The 16808-nt window shown below is 69.2% G+C and carries 16 protein-coding genes and 2 tRNA genes; 6 read left to right on the top strand and 12 right to left on the bottom strand.

Annotation, left to right across the window (positions count from 1 at the left end; translation table 11 throughout):
• Positions 1-55 precede the first annotated feature (55 nt).
• Positions 56-1438, top strand: a complete 1383-nt coding sequence (mgtE, locus tag MA876_RS12705) for a magnesium transporter (protein WP_248149717.1) — start codon at positions 56-58, stop codon at positions 1436-1438.
• 8 nt (positions 1439-1446) lie between these two features.
• Here the strand turns inward: mgtE and MA876_RS12700 are convergent.
• Positions 1447-1520 (bottom strand) — tRNA-Ile (locus MA876_RS12700).
• A gap of 48 nt (positions 1521-1568) precedes the next feature.
• Here MA876_RS12700 and MA876_RS12695 point away from each other — a divergent pair.
• On the top strand, positions 1569-1850 hold the full coding sequence (locus tag MA876_RS12695; RefSeq protein WP_248149713.1) for a hypothetical protein: 282 nt from the start codon (positions 1569-1571) through the stop codon (positions 1848-1850).
• A gap of 22 nt (positions 1851-1872) precedes the next feature.
• Here MA876_RS12695 and MA876_RS12690 read toward each other — a convergent pair whose 3' ends face one another.
• Entirely contained in the window at positions 1873-2958 is a 1086-nt protein-coding gene (locus tag MA876_RS12690; RefSeq protein ID WP_372491526.1) for a DMT family transporter, read from the bottom strand.
• A gap of 41 nt (positions 2959-2999) precedes the next feature.
• Between MA876_RS12690 and def the strand changes: the two genes are divergently transcribed.
• Positions 3000-3566, top strand: coding sequence for a peptide deformylase (gene def, locus MA876_RS12685; RefSeq protein WP_248149710.1), 567 nt, complete (start codon positions 3000-3002; stop codon positions 3564-3566).
• 81 nt (positions 3567-3647) lie between these two features.
• Here the strand turns inward: def and MA876_RS12680 are convergent.
• From MA876_RS12680 to dusB, 5 genes are all read right to left on the bottom strand, one after another.
• Positions 3648-3720 (bottom strand) — tRNA-Asn (locus MA876_RS12680).
• Between the two features lie 62 nt (positions 3721-3782).
• Positions 3783-4565 carry an ATP-binding cassette domain-containing protein gene (locus MA876_RS12675; protein WP_248149701.1) on the bottom strand — a complete coding sequence of 261 codons (783 nt, stop codon included), beginning with the start codon at positions 4563-4565 and terminating at the stop codon, positions 3783-3785.
• 36 nt (positions 4566-4601) lie between these two features.
• A complete protein-coding gene (gene dnaG, locus MA876_RS12670; RefSeq protein WP_248149698.1) occupies positions 4602-6449 on the bottom strand; it encodes a DNA primase in 1848 nt (615 codons plus the stop codon).
• The gene (locus MA876_RS12665; RefSeq protein WP_248149695.1) at positions 6449-7810 is read right to left on the bottom strand and encodes a deoxyguanosinetriphosphate triphosphohydrolase; all 1362 of its coding nucleotides are present in this window, start codon (positions 7808-7810) and stop codon (positions 6449-6451) included. Before MA876_RS12665 ends, dnaG begins: the two co-directional genes overlap by 1 nt.
• A complete protein-coding gene (dusB, locus tag MA876_RS12660; RefSeq protein WP_248149692.1) occupies positions 7800-8966 on the bottom strand; it encodes a tRNA dihydrouridine synthase DusB in 1167 nt (388 codons plus the stop codon). The genes MA876_RS12665 and dusB overlap by 11 nt, the downstream gene beginning before the upstream one ends.
• A 60-nt stretch (positions 8967-9026) precedes the next feature.
• Here dusB and MA876_RS12655 point away from each other — a divergent pair, with 60 nt between their 5' ends.
• Positions 9027-9518 (top strand): glutathione peroxidase, encoded by a 492-nt coding sequence (locus tag MA876_RS12655; RefSeq protein WP_248149689.1) that lies wholly within the window; start codon positions 9027-9029, stop codon positions 9516-9518.
• Between the two features lies 1 nt (position 9519).
• On the opposite strand, the gene MA876_RS12650 is transcribed toward MA876_RS12655, so the two are convergent.
• The 3 genes from MA876_RS12650 to recO are packed head-to-tail and all read right to left on the bottom strand — an operon-like array spanning position 9520 to position 11777.
• The gene (locus MA876_RS12650; protein WP_248149687.1) at positions 9520-10200 is read right to left on the bottom strand and encodes a DsbA family oxidoreductase; all 681 of its coding nucleotides are present in this window, start codon (positions 10198-10200) and stop codon (positions 9520-9522) included.
• Between the two features lie 42 nt (positions 10201-10242).
• Complete coding sequence (locus tag MA876_RS12645; RefSeq protein WP_248149684.1) at positions 10243-11046, bottom strand: isoprenyl transferase; 804 nt, start codon at positions 11044-11046, stop codon at positions 10243-10245.
• Positions 11043-11777: a DNA repair protein RecO gene (gene recO, locus MA876_RS12640; protein ID WP_248149680.1), complete on the bottom strand. Its 735-nt coding sequence runs from the start codon at positions 11775-11777 to the stop codon at positions 11043-11045. The genes MA876_RS12645 and recO overlap by 4 nt, the downstream gene beginning before the upstream one ends.
• Before the next feature lie 225 nt (positions 11778-12002).
• Between recO and MA876_RS12635 the strand changes: the two genes are divergently transcribed.
• Positions 12003-12698 carry a trimeric intracellular cation channel family protein gene (locus tag MA876_RS12635; protein WP_248149676.1) on the top strand — a complete coding sequence of 232 codons (696 nt, stop codon included), beginning with the start codon at positions 12003-12005 and terminating at the stop codon, positions 12696-12698.
• Between the two features lie 4 nt (positions 12699-12702).
• Here MA876_RS12635 and gad read toward each other — a convergent pair whose 3' ends face one another.
• Positions 12703-14127 carry a glutamate decarboxylase gene (gad, locus tag MA876_RS12630; protein WP_248149661.1) on the bottom strand — a complete coding sequence of 475 codons (1425 nt, stop codon included), beginning with the start codon at positions 14125-14127 and terminating at the stop codon, positions 12703-12705.
• 88 nt (positions 14128-14215) lie between these two features.
• Here gad and MA876_RS12625 point away from each other — a divergent pair, with 88 nt between their 5' ends.
• Positions 14216-14860: a YrhK family protein gene (locus tag MA876_RS12625; protein ID WP_248149658.1), complete on the top strand. Its 645-nt coding sequence runs from the start codon at positions 14216-14218 to the stop codon at positions 14858-14860.
• On the opposite strand, the gene leuA is transcribed toward MA876_RS12625, so the two are convergent.
• Positions 14857-16617 (bottom strand): 2-isopropylmalate synthase, encoded by a 1761-nt coding sequence (leuA, locus tag MA876_RS12620; protein ID WP_248149656.1) that lies wholly within the window; start codon positions 16615-16617, stop codon positions 14857-14859. The genes MA876_RS12625 and leuA overlap by 4 nt on opposite strands.
• Positions 16618-16808: the final 191 nt, after the last annotated feature.

Raw genomic sequence — 16808 nt, 5'->3', positions numbered from 1 at the left:
TTTCGCGATCGCCTCGGGGTGGATAATGCGACTCACCGCCGGGAAAGGGGGCGCTATGGCCCGCGCTGCACAACCGCCTGCCACGATCGAGCTCGCCCAGGTCCTCGATCGAGGGACGACGCGCGCCGTCGCCCTGTGGCTCGAGGTCGTCCCCGACCCGGTGGAGCGCGAGGAGCAGATCGCCGCGCTCACCCCCGAGCACCTTCGCGTCCTCGACGGGCTGCTCGACGCCGAGACGGGTGAGGAGCTCGTCTCGACGCTCGACCCGCTCGCTGCCGGCGAACTGCTGATCGGGATCGGGGTTCCGACCGCGGGGCTGATCCTCAACGAGCTCAACACCGACCTCGCGGCCGATATCCTGCGTGAGCTCCCACCCGACGACCGCGAAACGCTGCTGTCCGCTGTGCCGGCCGATCAGGCGCTCGTGCTGCGCGGTCTGCTGTCGTGGCCGGAGCATTCGAGCGCCGCCCACATGATCCCCGACGTACTGACGGTCGAGGCGCAGTCCACGGCCGCGGCGGCGATCGACTCCGTGCGCTCGGGGGCGGCGCATCTGCGCGCGGACTCGCAGTCCGGCGGGTACGTCTACGTCGTCGACGGCAACGGCCGCCTCGGCGGAGTCGTCGCGTTCCGCGCACTCGTCCTCGCACCGGCCGATGCACTCGTCGCCGACCTCATGGACGACGACGTCCTCGCGGTCTCACCGCTCGACGATCCAGAGAAGTCGGCCCGCCTGCTCCTCGACCACCGTCTGCTCGCCATCCCCGTCGTGGACGGCGAGCGTCGCATCCTGGGCATCATCACGGCGGATGCGGCCGCCGACATCGCCGAGGAGGAGGCGACGGAGGATGCCGAGCGCCAGGGCGGCTCGCAGCCGCTCGACGTGCCCTACCTCCGTGCGTCGCCGTGGCTGCTGTGGCGCAAGCGCGTCGTGTGGCTGCTCGTGCTCTTCGTCGCCGAGGCGTACACGTCGAGCGTCCTGCAGGCGTTCGAGGACGAGCTCGAAGCAGTCGTGGTGCTCGCGTTCTTCATCCCGCTGCTCATCGGCACGGGTGGGAACACGGGCACGCAGATCACGTCGACGCTCGTGCGCGCCATGGCGACCGGGCAGGTGCGGCTGCGCAACATCGGGAGGGTGGTCGTCAAAGAGCTCAGCACCGCGGGCCTCATCGCCGTCGCGATGGCCGGGGCGGGCCTCATCCGCGCCTTCACGCTCGGAGTGGGCTGGCAGATCATGCTGGTGGTCTCGCTGTCGCTCGCCGCGATCGTGCTCTGGGCGGCGCTCATCGCGTCGATCCTGCCGCTGCTGCTGCAGAAGACGCGCGTCGACCCGGCGGTCGTTTCGGCGCCGATGATCGCGACGATCGTCGACGGCACGGGCCTGCTGATCTACTTCCTGATCGCGAAGGCGCTGCTCCCCGAGCTCGCCGGGCTCTGAAAGGGCTGTAGGGCGGGCGGGACTTGAACCCGCGATCGTCGGGTTATGAGCCCGCTGCCTTAACCAGCTTGGCCACCGCCCCCTGCGGTCATCGAGCCTACCGGCAGGCGACGGTGCGAGAATGCAAGGCATGGATGCCGGAGCCCTGCTCGCCGCTGTGATCGGCGTGGTCGCGGTCATCGGACTCATGATCGCGATCCCCGCGATGATCCGCGACACCCGCCGAAGGCAGGCGCGCGGTCAGGGAACGATATCCGGCGTCGGATCGGGGTTCGACTCCGTGTGGCGCCCGAGCGCGGAAGATGCCCACGCGCAGTGGGAGGCTCAGATCGAGGTTCCGGCGCCCGCGCCGACGCCGGGCGACAAGGGCCGGATGCAGGACGGCCGGATCACGATCGACGTCGCGGACTGAGCGACCGCAGCATCCGCCGCCCTCAGCGGCGCGGCTTGCGTTCGTCGTCGACGGGAGGATTCGGCCAGACCTTCGCGACGGCCTCGTCGAACTTCTCGGTGTTGGTCTTCGGCGCGCCGGGGGGCTTTTCAGCGCCGCTCCCCCGCTGGATCGGCAGCTCCTGACTGTCGCTCACGACCTGGGGGTGGTTGCGCGCGAGGTCCCACACCCCGATCACCGCGATGACGCCCGCGACGCCGAAGCCGATGTACGCCCACAGGGGCGCGTTGGCCGCCTCGCCGAGCACGGTGAGCCCGATGACGATCGCGACGATCGGGTCGATCACCGTGAGGCCGGCGATCACCAGGTCGGGCGGGCCCGACGAGTAGGCGCTCTGCACGAAGTACGCCCCGATGCCGGCGGCGATGAGAAGGCCGAGCAGACACACGACGGTGAGCCACTCGAAGTCGCCGCTCGAGATGCGGCTGAGCACGACCTTCGCGAGCGTCGCGACGAAGCCGTACATGACGCCGGCGCCGATGATGTAGAAGAGCGCGCTCATGCGGTGGCGCAGCCACAGCCACAGGGCACCGAACGCGATCAGCACTGCCAGCAGGATGAGGAGGATCGTGATCAGCTGCTGATTCGAGACGGGCTCGTCCGTCGCGACGAGCGCGGCGATCGTCACGAAGATGAAGATGCCGCCGACGCACTCGATGATGGCTCGGATCGACCGCTTCGTCGGCTTGTGGCCGCTGATCCGTGCGTTGAGCAGCGTCGTGATGACGAGGGCGATCGCACCGAGCGGCTGGACGACGATGAGCGGCGCGAAGTAGAGCGCGCCGAGCTGGCAGACGATCGCCAGGCCGAGCATGACGGTGCCGACGACCCAGGACGGCCGGGTCAGGAGGCGACCGAGCTGCTGCAGGGTGAGACCACCCGATGCCGCCCCGCCGGAAAGCGCCTCGACCTTCGTGACGCCGCGGTGCTGGTACTGCGCGCCGAACGACATGAAGACTGCGCCGACGAGGGCGAGCGGGATGCCGATGAGCAGCGCGGGGTTCTCGAAGACGCCGATCAGGACGTCTCCGACGTCCCCGATGTTGTCGATGTCCCCGCTCGATATCACCCCTCGACACTAACCGCAGTGCCGCTCGATAGGCTGGAGACGTGGCCGTTCTCCCGATTCGCATCATGGGCGATCCCGTCCTTCACGCTCCTGCGTCCCTCGTCGATGAGATCACGGACGAGGTGCGCACCCTCGTCGCCGACATGTTCGAGACGATGGATCGCGCACCGGGCGTCGGCCTCGCGGCGCCGCAAGTGGGCGTGTCGCTGCGGATCTTCACGTACTCGTACGCCGACGACGACGGCACGCCGTGGCGCGGTGTCGTCATCAACCCCGAGCTGTGGATCCGTCCGCTCGAGCCCGGCGCTCCGGACCCCGATGAGGAGTCCGAAGGGTGCCTGTCGTTCCCGAGCGAGCGATTCCCGCTCCGCCGCTCCGAGTCGGCGCTCCTGACGGGCACCGACCTCGACGGGGCCGCCGTCCGCCTCGAGGTCGACGGCTGGCGCGCCCGCATCCTGCAGCACGAGTTCGACCACCTCGACGGCGTGCTCTACGTCGATCGCCTCGACGACGGCGATTGGAAGACGGTGCAGAAGATCGCCCGCAAGCGCGGGTGGGGGCGTCCCGGCGTCTCGTGGATGCCGGGCGTCGACGACATCGACGCCTGAGGTTCCTGCAGGAACGGGGAAGGCCCGGGGTGGAAGCCCGGGCCTTCATTCGAGAGCCGCGCAGATGACGCGGGATTCTCGCTCCCCGGCTTGGACTCGAACCAAGAACCTGCCGGTTAACAGCCGGCTGCTCTGCCAATTGAGCTACCGAGGAAGAGCCCCGCTCGCGCGAGGCAACTCGACTATCCTAGCAAAGCCTGAGGGGTGCTCGTGAACTCAGACGGTGATCAATCGACGGTCCGCCTCGCCGCTCGGCGTCCACAGCAGATCCGCCGTGCTCCGGCCGAAGGCGACGGCGTGACCGCTCCTCAGCACGAGCACGTGCGCGCCCAGTTCTGAGGCGACCTCGGGCTCGTTCGTCACGATGAGCGCCGACATCCTGTAGTCCCGGCGCCGGCGCAGGATCGCATCGCGGGCGGCGCGACGCACCTCGACGTCCATGTTCGCGAAGGGTTCGTCGGCGACGAGGATCTTCGGCTGCAGCACCAGGGCGCGCGCGAGCGCGACGCGCTGTCGCATGCCCGCGCTCAACTCGTAGGGGAACTGGTTCGCGGCGCCCAGCGGCAGCATGAGCTCGTCCAGCAGGGTTGCGATCCGCACGGCGAGGGCGCGCTGGTTGACGTGCCGGTCACGGCTCGTGATGGGCGCGCCGATGACCTCGGAGACCGTCTGGCGCGCCGGAAGCCCCGCCCCCGCGGCCTGCGGCAGATACCCGGTGACGTAGGTCAGCACCCGGTGGTCGCGGCCGGGGCGGCGCACACGGATGCCCTCGACGTACGCCTCGCCGCCGACGACGCCGAGGCCGCGGTCGTGCCCTGCGAGCACGGCGGCGAGGCTCGATTTGCCCGCGCCCGTCGGGCCCATGACCGTGAGCATGCCGCCGCGCGCCAGGGTGAAGGACACCCCGTCCACGACGCGCGGGGTGCCCGCGCGGCGGTCGTGGGCGATCGACAGGTCGATCGCGCGGATCGCGACGTCGGCGTCTCGTGATGCGGCCATATCGCCATCCTGCCTGTCGGTGCGCGTTCGCGCCAGCTACTCCTCGTCGGTGAGTCGCCGGCGGTCCTGGTCGAGCTCATGAAGACGAAGACGGATGCCGCGGCCCTCCGCCGAATCGACGGGCACGCGCTGGATCGCGCCGAGCAGCTCCGCCTTCTCGGCGCCGATCCCCCGCAGAATGAGTCGGCGTGCCAACGATGCCGCCAAGGCGACGGCGGCGTCGTCGGTGAGAGCGGGGAAGTCCGATGCGAGCAGTTCGGCGCCCAGGCCCCGGAACGGTTCGCGCACCGTCGTGACCGCGTCCGCCGACCAGCCGACCTTCGCGCGGTCGGGCGCTGAGGCGACGGCCTGGCGGACGGCATCGAGCGCGGGATGCCGCATCGGGAGCGCCACGGCACGGTCGATCAATCCGCCGTCGAGTCGGTGCCCGAACTGCAGGAAGCCCTTCAGCGCGTCTCGCTCGAGCGCGGCATCCGGCGTCTGCGGCAACGACGCGAGGGTCACGCGCACCTCTGCCACGTCGGCGGGCGCGTCCGCCTGAGGTGTGCGCTCGGGGCGCGAGGAGCCGCCCCGGGCTGCACGCTCGACCTCGCGACGGACGTCCTCGGTGTCCAGGCCCAGGCGCCGCGCCAGCACGCGCACGTACTCGGGCTGGAGCAGCGGATCCCGCAGCTCGGCGACGACGGGAGCGGCGGCGCGGAGCGCGCCGACGCGCCCTTCGACGGACGCCAGGTCGTAGCCGGTGATCCGCTGGTCGATGACGAACTCGACCATGGGCACCTTGGCGTCCATGAGCGTGCGCACGGCGCCGTCTCCGCGCTGCAGACGCAGATCGCACGGGTCGAGACCCTCGGGCCCCGTGGCGACGTACGTCTGCGCGTTGAACCGCTTCGCATCGGCGAAGGCGCGCAGCGCCGCCTTCTGACCCGCGGCATCCGGATCGAACGTGAAGACGACCTCGCCGGCGGCCGAGTCATCCCCCATCACCCGTCGCAGCACCGTGATGTGATCGGAGCCGAACGCCGTGCCGCACGTCGCGATCGCTGTCGTGACGCCCGCGAGATGGCACGCCATGACGTCGGTGTAGCCCTCGACGACGACGACCCGGTGCTCGCGCGAGATGTCGCGCTTGGCGAGGTCGAGACCGTAGAGCACCTGGGCCTTCTTGTAGATCGTCGTCTCGGGGGTGTTGAGGTACTTCGGGCCGTTGTCGTCGTCGAACAGACGCCGCGCACCGAATCCGATGACCTGGCCCGTCACGTCGCGGATCGGCCAGACGACCCGCCCGCGGAAGCGGTCGTAGACGCCGCGCTGGCCCTGCGAGACGAGTCCGGCGGCCGAGAGGATGTCGTCGGTGAACCCCTTGTCGCGCAGGGCCGCCAGCATGTTCGACCAGCCCTTCGGCGCATAGCCGACGCCGAAGTGCGCCGCAGCGCCGGCGTCGAAGCCCCGCTCGCCGAGGAACCGGCGCGCGATGTCGGCTTCGGGCGCGGCGAGCTGCGCGCGGAAGAACTCCGCCGCGGCCGCGTTCGCGGCGTACAGGCGCGCGCGGCCGGTCGTCTCGGGCGCCGCTCCCCCGTCCTCGTAGTGAAGCGTGTAGCCGATCTTCCCCGCGAGGCGCTCGACGGCTTCGGTGAAGGTGACGTGGTCCATCGCGCGCAGGAACGAGTACACGTCGCCCGACTCGCCGCAGCCGAAGCAGTGGTAGAAGCCGGCCTGAGGACGCACGTTGAAGCTCGGGCTGCGCTCGTCGTGGAAGGGGCAGAGTCCCTTCATCGCACCGACGCCCGCGGGCTTGAGCGCGACGCGCTCGCCGATGATGTCGGCGATGTTCGTCCGTGCCTTGACTTCGTCGACGTCGGCCTGCCGGATGCGCCCGGCCATCAGGTCGCCTCCGCGACCCGCGCGGGCCGCGTGGCGCGCGTATCTGAACCACGCGGCGCCCAGATGCCGATGGATGCGACATCCACATCGCCCACGAGACGCTCGTGCCAGGCGATCGCGATCTGATCCGTGAGGCTCGCGACCTGGTCCACGACGACGCGGCGACGCGCGGCATCCGTCGACGCGCTCTCGAAGTCCTCGGAGCTCATGGCGTCGAGCTCGCCGGGGTGCTCCCACAACGCGGTCGCGAGGCGCTTGAGCACACGCCGCTGCTCCTTGTAGAGCTGCTTGCGGCCGTCGATCGACACGACGGCCGCGCCGATGATGCCCTTGAGCACCGCCATCTCGGCCTCGATGACGCGCGGCACGACGACGTGTGCGCGGTAGCGCGTGAGCACGGCGCCCGAGTACGCGTCGCGCGTCGCGGTCACGGCGGCGCGCGCGAAGCGGCCGATGAGATCGGACGTCAGGTTCTTGAGCCGCGCGAGATCGCCCCGGGTTCCGTCGAACGACACGATCCACTCGGGCATCCGCATGAGGCGGTAGAGCGCGTCGGCGAGCTCATCACGTGCGAAGTCGAAGCCGACCCACGACTGGATGGCGGTCAGCAGCGCTTCGTGGCCCGCGGGCGCGGCGAGCCATGCGGGGTCGAGATAGCCGTTGACGATCGCGTCCTCGAAGTCGTGGACCGAGTACGCGATGTCGTCCGAAAGGTCCATGACCTCGGCCTCGATGCAGCGCACCCGACCGGGCGCGCCCTCTCGCATCCATCTGAAGACCGGCTCGTCGTCGGGGTACACGCCGAACTTCAGGCGTCCGCCGGGATCGGGCAGCGGATGATCGGCCGTCCACGGGTACTTGCACGTCGCGTCGAGGCTCGCACGCGTGAGGTTGAGCCCGAACGTGCGGCCTTCGGCGTCGACGATCTTGGGCTCGAGGCGGCTCAGGATGCGGAGCGACTGCGCATTGCCCTCGAACCCGCCGATGTCCTCGGCCCACTCGTTGAGGGCGCGTTCGCCGTTGTGTCCGAACGGCGGGTGCCCGAGGTCGTGGCTCAAGCACGCCGTGTCGACGACGTCGGGCGAGAGGCGCAGGGCCGTCGCGAGCTCGCGACCGACCTGCGCGACTTCGAGCGAGTGCGTGAGGCGATTGCGGGCGAAGTCCGCGGGGCTCGCGGGGCTCAGCACCTGGGTCTTGGCCGCGAGGCGACGCAGAGCTGCGGAGTGCAGCACGCGCGCGCGGTCACGGGCGAAGTCGTCGCGCTGGGAGCGGTGGCGCTCGCGCAGGAATCGCTCGCCGTCCTGCTCGTCGTAGCCCGCCGGGCGCTCGAGCGCGTCGGCCGTCAGCGGGTCACCCGCCACTGTGGTCGAGTTCCGCTTCGGCGAGGGTGCGGGATGCTTCGGCCCCGAGGTCGCGCGAGGCGAGCCATCCGTCGGGCAGCGCAGGACGCTTGGGCGTGCCGGCCCTGCCGCGCTGGCCCTCGGCGGCGGCGCCCGGGTAGGGAGCGGCGAGGTCGAGCGTCGCCAGAAGGTCGTCGATCTGCGCGAGGCTTTCGACCGTCGCGAGCGCGGCGCGCGTGTCGCCGCCCACGGGATAGCCCTTGAAGTACCAGGCGACGTGCTTGCGGATGTCGCGGCATCCGCGATCCTCGTCCTCGAAGAACTCGACGAGCAGCTCCGCGTGCCGGCGGAACGCCTGCGCGACGAATCCGAGGGTCGCGTCGACCGGAGCACCCGTCGCGGCGTGCGGGCCGCCGAGAGCACGGGCGAGGTCGCCGAACAGCCACGGGCGGCCGAGGCATCCGCGTCCGACGACGACGCCGTCGCACCCCGTCTCGGCCATCATGCGCACGGCGTCGTCGGCCGACCAGATGTCGCCGTTGCCGAGCACGGGCACACTCGTCACCGCCTCTTTCAGGGCCGCGATCGCCGACCAGTCGGCCTGGCCGGAGTAGAACTCGGCGGCCGTGCGGGCGTGCAGCGCGACCGCCGCGACGCCGGCGTCCTCGGCGATGCGACCCGCATCGAGGTAGGTCAGGTGATCGGAATCGATGCCTTTGCGCATCTTGACCGTCAGCGGGATGTCGCCGGCCGCGCGCGCGGCGCGCGTCACGATCTCGCGGAAGAGCTCGGTCTTCCACGGCAGCGCGGCGCCGCCCCCCTTGCGGGTGACCTTGGGCACGGGGCACCCGAAGTTGAGGTCGATGTGGTCGGCGCGATCCTCTTCGACGAGCATCCGCACGGCGGCTTCGGTAGTCGCAGGGTCGACGCCGTAGAGCTGGATCGACCGCGGCTTCTCGGACTCGTGGTGCGTGATGAGCCGCATCGTCGTGGCATTGCGTTCGACCAGCGCCCGCGTCGTGATCATCTCGCTCACGTACAGACCCGCGCCGTACTCGCGGCACAGGCGCCGGAACGCCGTGTTCGTGATGCCGGCCATCGGCGCGAGCACGACGGGGGCGTCGAGCTCGATGGGCCCGATGCGCAGAGCGCGCGCGGGAGCGATGGCAGTGGTCACGACTTCATTCTTCCATTGCTTTCTGCCCCTACGCCGAACGCCAGGTCTTACCCTGGGAATATGACCGAGGCGACGACCACAGATGTCCGCGAAATCCCCTTCCAGACCGCCGACGGCGGCACGACGACGCTCTCCGATCTGGGCGACAAAGTGTTCCTCGTCGTGAACCTCGCCTCGAAATGCGGACTCACCCCCCAGTACGAGCAGCTCGAGCAGCTGCAGAAGGCGTACGCCGAGCGCGGATTCAGCGTCGTCGGATTCCCGAGCAACCAGTTCCTCCAGGAGCCCGGTTCCACCGAAGAGATCCTCGACTACTGCGCGACGACGTGGGGCGTCTCGTTCCCCGTCTTCGACAAGGTGAAGGTCAACGGACGCAACGCCGCTCCCCTCTACAAGGAGCTCAAGGACTCCGCGGACGAGACCGGCCGGGTCACGTGGAACTTCGAGAAGTTCGTCGTGCTGCCCGATGGCACCGTGCGCCGCTTCTCGCCGAAGACGAAGCCCGACGACCCGTCGATCGTGTCGGTCATCGAGGCGAACCTCCCGGGCTGACTCAGGCGGGTTCGGCAGCCGGCTCGCGCTGCTCGTCCCACACCTGGCGCACGATCTGCGTGAACGCCTCAGCGGGCTGGGCGCCCGAGACGCCGTACTTGCCGTTGATCACGAAGAACGGCACGCCGTTGATGCCATAAGCGGATGCCTGGGCCTGGTCTTCGCGGACCGCGGCGAGGAAGCGGCTGGACTCGAGGGCTTCGCGCGCCGCGTCGGCGTCGAGTCCGGCATCCACAGCCAGCGCCACGAGCTCATCGATCCGGCCGAGGTGACGGCCTTCGGTGAAGTAGGCCGACATGAGTCGCTCGGCGAGCTCGAGCTGACGGCCCTGCTCCTTCGCGAAGTGCAGGAGCTCGTGGGCCTTGACGGTGTTCGTCTGGTGGACGTCGTCGAGGTGGTACTCGAGGCCTGCGGCCGCGGCGATACCCGTGACGCGGTCCTGCATCTCGTTCACCTGAGCGAGAGGGATGCCCTTGTGCTTCGCCAGGAAGTCGGCGCTCGATCCCTCGAAGTCGACCGGTGTGTCGGGCGAGAGTTCGAACGAGTGATACGTCACCTCGACGAGAGGAGCGTCGGCGTCGGCGGATGCCGCGGCCAGTCCGTTCTCGAGGTTGCGCTTGCCGATGTAGCACCAGGGGCAAGCGATGTCACTCCACACGTCGATCTTGATGGCATCCGTCATGTCAGGCACAACCGCGGGAGCGCCGGGATGTATTCCGACGAATCAGATCGCGGGCGCATCGACGGCTCCGCCGAAGCGCCGGTCGCGGTCGAGGTAGAGCCCGATCGCCTGCCAGAGGTCGGTGCGGCTGAAGTCGGGCCACAGCTGATCGAGGAAGACGAACTCGGCATACGCGGACTCCCACAGGAGGAAGTTCGAGGTGCGCTGCTCGCCGCTCGAGCGGATGAACAGATCCACATCCGGCATGTCGGGCTGGTAGAGCCTGCGCGCGATCAGCTTCTCGGTGATCGCCGACGAACGCAGGCGCCCCGCGGCGATGTCGTCGCCGATCGATCGCATGGCGTCGACCAGCTCGACCCGGCCGCCGTAGTTCACGCACATCGTGAGGGTGAGCACGTCGTTGCCGCGTGTCAGCTGCTCGGCGTACTGCAGCTCCTTGATGACCGAGCCCCAGAGCCGCGGCTTGCGACCCGCCCACCGCACGCGCACGCCCCACTCGTTGAGCTGGTCACGGCGACGGTGCAGCACATCGCGATTGAATCCCATCAGGAAGCGCACCTCGTCGGGCGATCTGCTCCAGTTCTCGGTCGAGAACGCGTAGACCGAGAGGTGCTTGACTCCCGCCTGGATCGCTCCCGCGACGACATCCAGCAGCGCCGCCTCGCCGGCCTTGTGGCCCTCGATGCGGGTCTCGCCGCGACGGTTGGCCCAGCGGCCGTTGCCGTCCATGACGATCGCGACGTGGCTCGGCACCGAGCCCTTGGGGAAGGCGGGCGGGTACAGCCCCGTCCAGTCGATGGGCTTGTACGCGACGGCGTCTTTGTGCGTGAACGGCTTGGGCGTCATCGGGGATCCCCTGTGGAGACATGGGCGAGCGAGCGGATGCCGCGCTCGAGGTGCCACTGGGCGTAGGCCGCGATGAGTCCGGAAGCGGCGGCGCTGGAGGCCGGAGCCGCGGCATCCACGTCATCCCACTCCCCCGCCATCAGCGACTGCAGGAGCGAGACCGTCGGCGGGGCGACCCGCGGGGCACCGGTCGGGGCGCAATCGGCGCAGATCATGCCGCCGAGCTGCGCGACGAAGCTGTCGTGCGGACCGGGCTTGCCGCAGCGCGCGCATTCGGCGAGACCGGGCGCCCAGCCGCTCAGCGCCATCGCGCGCAGGAGATAGCTGTCGAGCACGCTGCGCGAGGAGTGCTCGCCCTGCGCGAGCGCGCGGAGTCCGCCGACCAGGAGCAGGTACTGCTGCGGCGTGGCCTCGGCCTCGTTGAGGCGGTCAGCCGCCTCGACCATGGCGTGTGCCGAGGTGTAGCGGTCGTAGTGGATCGCGATGTCGGCACCGTACGAGCCGAGCGACTCGGCCTGCTGCACGATGTCGAGCGTTCGGCCCTGGTAGAGCAGGACATCGGCCACCATGAACGGCTCGAGCCGCGACCCGAAACGCGACGACGTGCGCCGGACCCCTTTCGCGACGGCGCGGAGCTTGCCGTTGCGGCGGCTCAGCATCGTGAGGATGCGGTCCGCCTCACCCAGCTTGTGGGTGCGCAGGATCACGACCTCGTCGCGGAAGGTGGGCACGATTCCATTATCGCGGCCGGGTGCGACGGACGGACGGATGCCGCGGCCCGGCGCGCCCTGCTGTCTCGCGTGCAGATCAGCGGGCGTCGTCGGCGACACGCCGTGGGCCGGGTCCGGCTGAGCGGCGTGTCGCAGCATCCCCCCGCAATTCTGCACGCGGGACGGACGACCTCGACGGCTTTCTCGCGGCGGTGCGCACGCACATCCCCTGACATCCGTCGGAGAATGGATGCCGTGCCCGAAGCGACCCTCGTCATCCCCCTCTGGGCCGATCTCACGGCCGTCGGGCTCGGTGGCGTGCAGGGTGCGCTGTTCGCCTCGGGCTTCCGGGGCGAGCGTCGCCTCGACCTCCTCGGCGTCGCGATCATCGGCATCGTCATGGGGATGGGCGGCGGTCTCATCCGCGATCTGCTTCTCAACGTCACCCCGGTGACGCTGCAGAGCAACTGGTACCTGCTGACGGCGACGCTCGCGGCCCTGGTCGGCATGCTGCTGGCGGGCGTGTTCCGGCGCATGAACGCCGTCATCGTCGGGCTCGACGCCGTCGTCATCGGGCTGTTCGGCGCCTTCGGCACGGGCAAGGCGCTCACTCTCGGTCTGCCGATGGTGCCCGCGATCTTCGTCGGCGTGTGCTCTGCGGTCGGCGGCGGCATCCTGCGCGACATGATCATGGGCCTGCCCGTCGCGATCATGCACGTCGGGTCGCTCTACGCGGTCGCTGCGGGGGTCGGATGCCTCGTCCTCGCGGGCGCGCACGCCCTCGGTGCGCCGCTGGTCGCGGCATCCATCGCGTGCATCGTCGTGACGGCGGTCATCCGCCTGCTCGCGGTGATGTTCGACATCTCGCTGCCCGAGCAGCGGGCGCTCTACCGCCGCAAGGTCGCGGTCGAGACGTCTGCGATCCCGATCATCAAGCCCTGACGGGTCAGTGGGTGAAGCCTGACGTGAGCCCCTCGGTCGGCATGGGTGCTTCGAGCGCATCGAGGTACGCGACGGCGTCCGCGATGTCCTGGACGAGTGACTCGGCGAGACTGCGGCTGAGTCCGTTGCGCACGACGATGCGCTGCACGACGATGTCGGTCAGATCGTCTGGCATCGGATAGGCCGGGATCAGCCATCCCTTCAGTCTGAGGCGCTCCGACAGGTGGTAGAGGTTCCACTTGTCGGTGTGTCCCTTCGTCAACTGCCACGCGAACACGGGGATGTCGGTTCCGTCGTTCCACAGATCGAACGCCGGCATCTTGGCGATCTCGCCCGCGAGGTACACCGCGACATCCTGTGACGCCTTCTGCACGCGGTAGTAACCGTCGAAGCCGAGCCGCAGGAAGAGGTAGTACTGCAGCAGCACCTGCGCGCCGGGCCGCGAGAAGTTGAGCGCGAAGCTCGGCATGTGCCCGCCGAGGTACGTGACGTCGAAGACGAGATCGCTCGGCAGATCGTCGACCGTGCGCCACACGACCCAGCCGAGGCCCGGGTACACCAGCCCGTACTTGTGGGCGGAGGTGCTGATGGATGCGACCCGCGGAACCCGGAAGTCCCACGACAGGTCGGGCTGGAGGAACGGTGCGATCATGCCGCCCGAGGCCCCGTCGACGTGGATCGGGATGTCGAGTCCCGTCGACTCCTGGATGCGGTCGAGCGCGGCGGCGATCTTCGCGACGGGCTCGTAGACGCCCGTGTAGGTGACGCCCATGATCGCGACCACGCCGATCGTGTTCTCGTCGACGTACTTGTCGAGGTCGGAGCCGTCGAGGCAACGGTGCTCGTCGGTGATGGGCACGAACCGCGGCTCGACATCCCAGTAGTTGCAGAATTTCTCCCAACACACCTGGACGGCGCTCGAGAGGACGAGGTTCGGCTTGTCGGTCGGCTTCCCCGCCGCACGACGGGCCTGCTGCCAGCGGCGCTTGAGGGCCAGGCCGCCGAGCATGCACGCTTCGGACGAGCCGATCGTGGACGTCCCGATCGCGCGCTCGGCGTCGGGCGCGTTCCACAGCGACGCGATCATCTTCCAGCATCGGGTCTCGATCGCGGCCGTCTGCGGGTACTCGTCCTTGTCGATCATGTTCTTGTCGGCGCTCTCGGAATAGAGCCGATCGGCGTGCGGATCCATCCACGTGCCCACGAAGGTCGCGAGATTGAGTCGCGAATTGCCGTCCAGCATCGCCTCGTCGTGGACGATCTGATACGCCGTCTCGGGCAACGATTCGGAGCCGGGCAGGCGGTTGAGGGGGAAGTCCGTCGCCTCGCCCGAGCGGGCGAAGAGCGGATTGAGCTGATTGCGATCGCTGACGCCGGTGGATGCGGCAGGGACGTCGGCGGGCGTGGAGGTATCGCTGCTGTTCGTCATGCCCCACACGCTAGCGAGGACCAGGGCCGCGCGACGTCACCCCGGGCAGGTGATGTCGCGAGATCCGGGACCGCCATAAGGTGGCGCCATGACCCGCGACCGGCCGACGCGCCTGCGACGAGAGGCCGGCGGCTTCGCGATCGGCTCGTTCCTGTTCGCGCTGGGCGCGGTCCCGTTCTACGCCGACGCGGTCGGTCCGACCATCACGAACCTCACCTTCGTCATCGGAGCCGTGTTCTTCACCCTGGCGGCGCTCATCCAACTGGCCCTCAGCGGGCGGCGGCCCCCTCGACAGCGGACCAATCGCGCCGACCGCGCCGACTGGTGGTCCGCCGCCGTCCAGTTCGCCGGCACGCTCCTGTTCAACGCGAGCACCGTGGCTGCACTGATCACCGTGGTGAACACGGACGCGCGCGTCGGCGACGGGTGGCGACCGGATGCCTGGGGCTCGCTCGCCTTCCTCGTCGCGAGCGCCCTCGCCGTCGTGGCCACGACTCAGCGGGACGGTCTGTGGGACCCGCAGGCGCGGACGTGGCGGTGCACCTGGCTCAACATGGCCGGCTCGGTGTTCTTCGGGATCTCAGCGGTCGGCGCCTTCGTCATCCCGTCGACTTCGGACCTCGTGAGCCAGCTGTGGGCGAATCTCGGCACGTTCCTCGGCGCGCTCTGCTTCCTCGCGGCGGCACTCCTCAGTCGTCGCGAGGTGACGGCTGAGGAGGCCGGTGGCGCCTAGACCGAAGCGAGGGTGGCGGAGCGCTCGCGCGTGCGGATCGCGCGGTTCACACCCGACACGATCGCCTTGAGGGATGCCGTCGAGATGTCGCCGTCGATTCCGACGCCCCACAGGCGCTCGCCGTCGACCTGCAGCTCGACGTACGCCGCGGCCTGGGCGTCGCCGCCCGCGCTGAGCGTGTGCTCGACGTAGTCGTAAAGCGAGATGTCGAACCCGTGGGCACGCACGACCTCGAGGAATGCCGCGATCGGCCCGTTGCCGTGGCCCGTGGCATCCTGCGCCGTCTCTCCGTCGCGCAACCGCACGTGCAGCTCGACATCGCCGGTCATGTCGCTCGCCGTGCGGGTGCCCAGCAGCTCGAAGCGCCCCCACTTGTCGTCGACGACGACAGACGGCAGATACTCGTCGGTGAAGATCGACCAGATCTGGTCGCTCGTGACCTCGCCGCCCTCGGCGTCGGTCTTGGTCTGCACGACGCCCGAGAACTCAATCTGCAGGCGGCGCGGCAGGTCGAGCGCGTGGTCGGTCTTGAGCAGGTACGCGACGCCACCCTTTCCGGACTGCGAGTTGACCCGGATGACGGCTTCGTACGAGCGCCCGAGGTCCTTGGGATCGATCGGCAGGTACGGGACCGCCCATTCGATCTCGTCGACGGTGACTCCGGATGCCGTGGCCCGGGCATCCATCGCCTCGAAGCCCTTCTTGATGGCGTCCTGGTGCGATCCGCTGAACGCGGTGAACACCAGATCGCCGGCCCACGGGCTGCGCTCGTGCACAGGCAGCTGGTTGCAGTACTCGGCCGTGCGCTTGACGTCGTCGATGTCGCTGAAGTCGATCTGGGGGTCGATCCCCTGCGTCAGCAGGTTGATGCCCAGGGCGACGATGTCGACATTGCCGGTGCGCTCGCCGTTGCCGAAGAGGCAGCCCTCGATGCGGTCGGCGCCGGCCATGTAGCCGAGCTCTGCCGCCGCGATCGCGGTGCCGCGGTCGTTGTGCGGGTGCAGGGACAGGATGACGTTCTCGCGGTGTGCGAGGTGGCGCGACATCCACTCGATCGAATCGGCGTAGACGTTCGGCGTCGCCATCTCGACCGTCGCGGGCAGGTTGATGATGACCTTGCGCTCGGGCGTCGGCTCGAAGATCTCGATCACCTGGTTGCAGATGTCGACGGCGAACTCGAGCTCGGTGCCCGTGTAGCTCTCGGGCGAGTACTCGTAGAAGACCTTCGTCTCGGGGATGCGCTTCTCGAACTCGCGGCACAGGCGCGCGCCCTCGAGGGCGATGTCGATGATGCCCTGCTGGTCGGTGCGGAACACGACGTCGCGCTGCAGCGTGCTCGTGGAGTTGTAGAGGTGCACGATCGCCTGCTTGGCACCCGCGATCGATTCGTAGGTGCGCTCGATGAGGTGCTCGCGCGCCTGCGTCAGCACCTGGATCGTGACATCGTCGGGGATGGCGCCTTCTTCGATGAGGTGCCGCACGAAGTCGAAGTCGGTCTGGCTCGCCGACGGGAACCCGACCTCGATCTCCTTGTAGCCCATCTTCAGGAGCAGGTCGAACATGATGCGCTTGCGCTCGGGGCTCATCGGGTCGATGAGCGCCTGGTTGCCGTCGCGCAGGTCCACCGCGCACCAGCGCGGGGCCTTCGTGATGACGGCGTCGGGCCACGTGCGATCGGGCAGACGGACGCCGAACTGCTCGTGGTAGGGCCGGTACTTGTGGGTCGGCATGCCCGAAGGCTTCTGGGTGTTGTCCATGATCTTGTCGCTTCTTCGTGTAATCGCGGGCGAAGGCTCTCGCGGAATGAGGCGGGCCGACGACGAAGCTCCGCGGCGAGGAAGGCCCTAGATCGAGGACTCGCCGCGGCGACTAAGAAGAAGGAGCGTGCCGACGCGCATACCGTGATCGTAGCAGGCGGTCGCAGCCTCGAGGGCGCAAAGAGCCCGGT

It is taken from the genome of Microbacterium aoyamense (assembly GCF_023155855.1).
Lineage (GTDB): Bacteria > Actinomycetota > Actinomycetes > Actinomycetales > Microbacteriaceae > Microbacterium > Microbacterium aoyamense.
The sequence above is the reverse complement of the archived record's forward strand: the minus strand, read 5'-3'. Positions and strand labels throughout refer to the sequence as shown.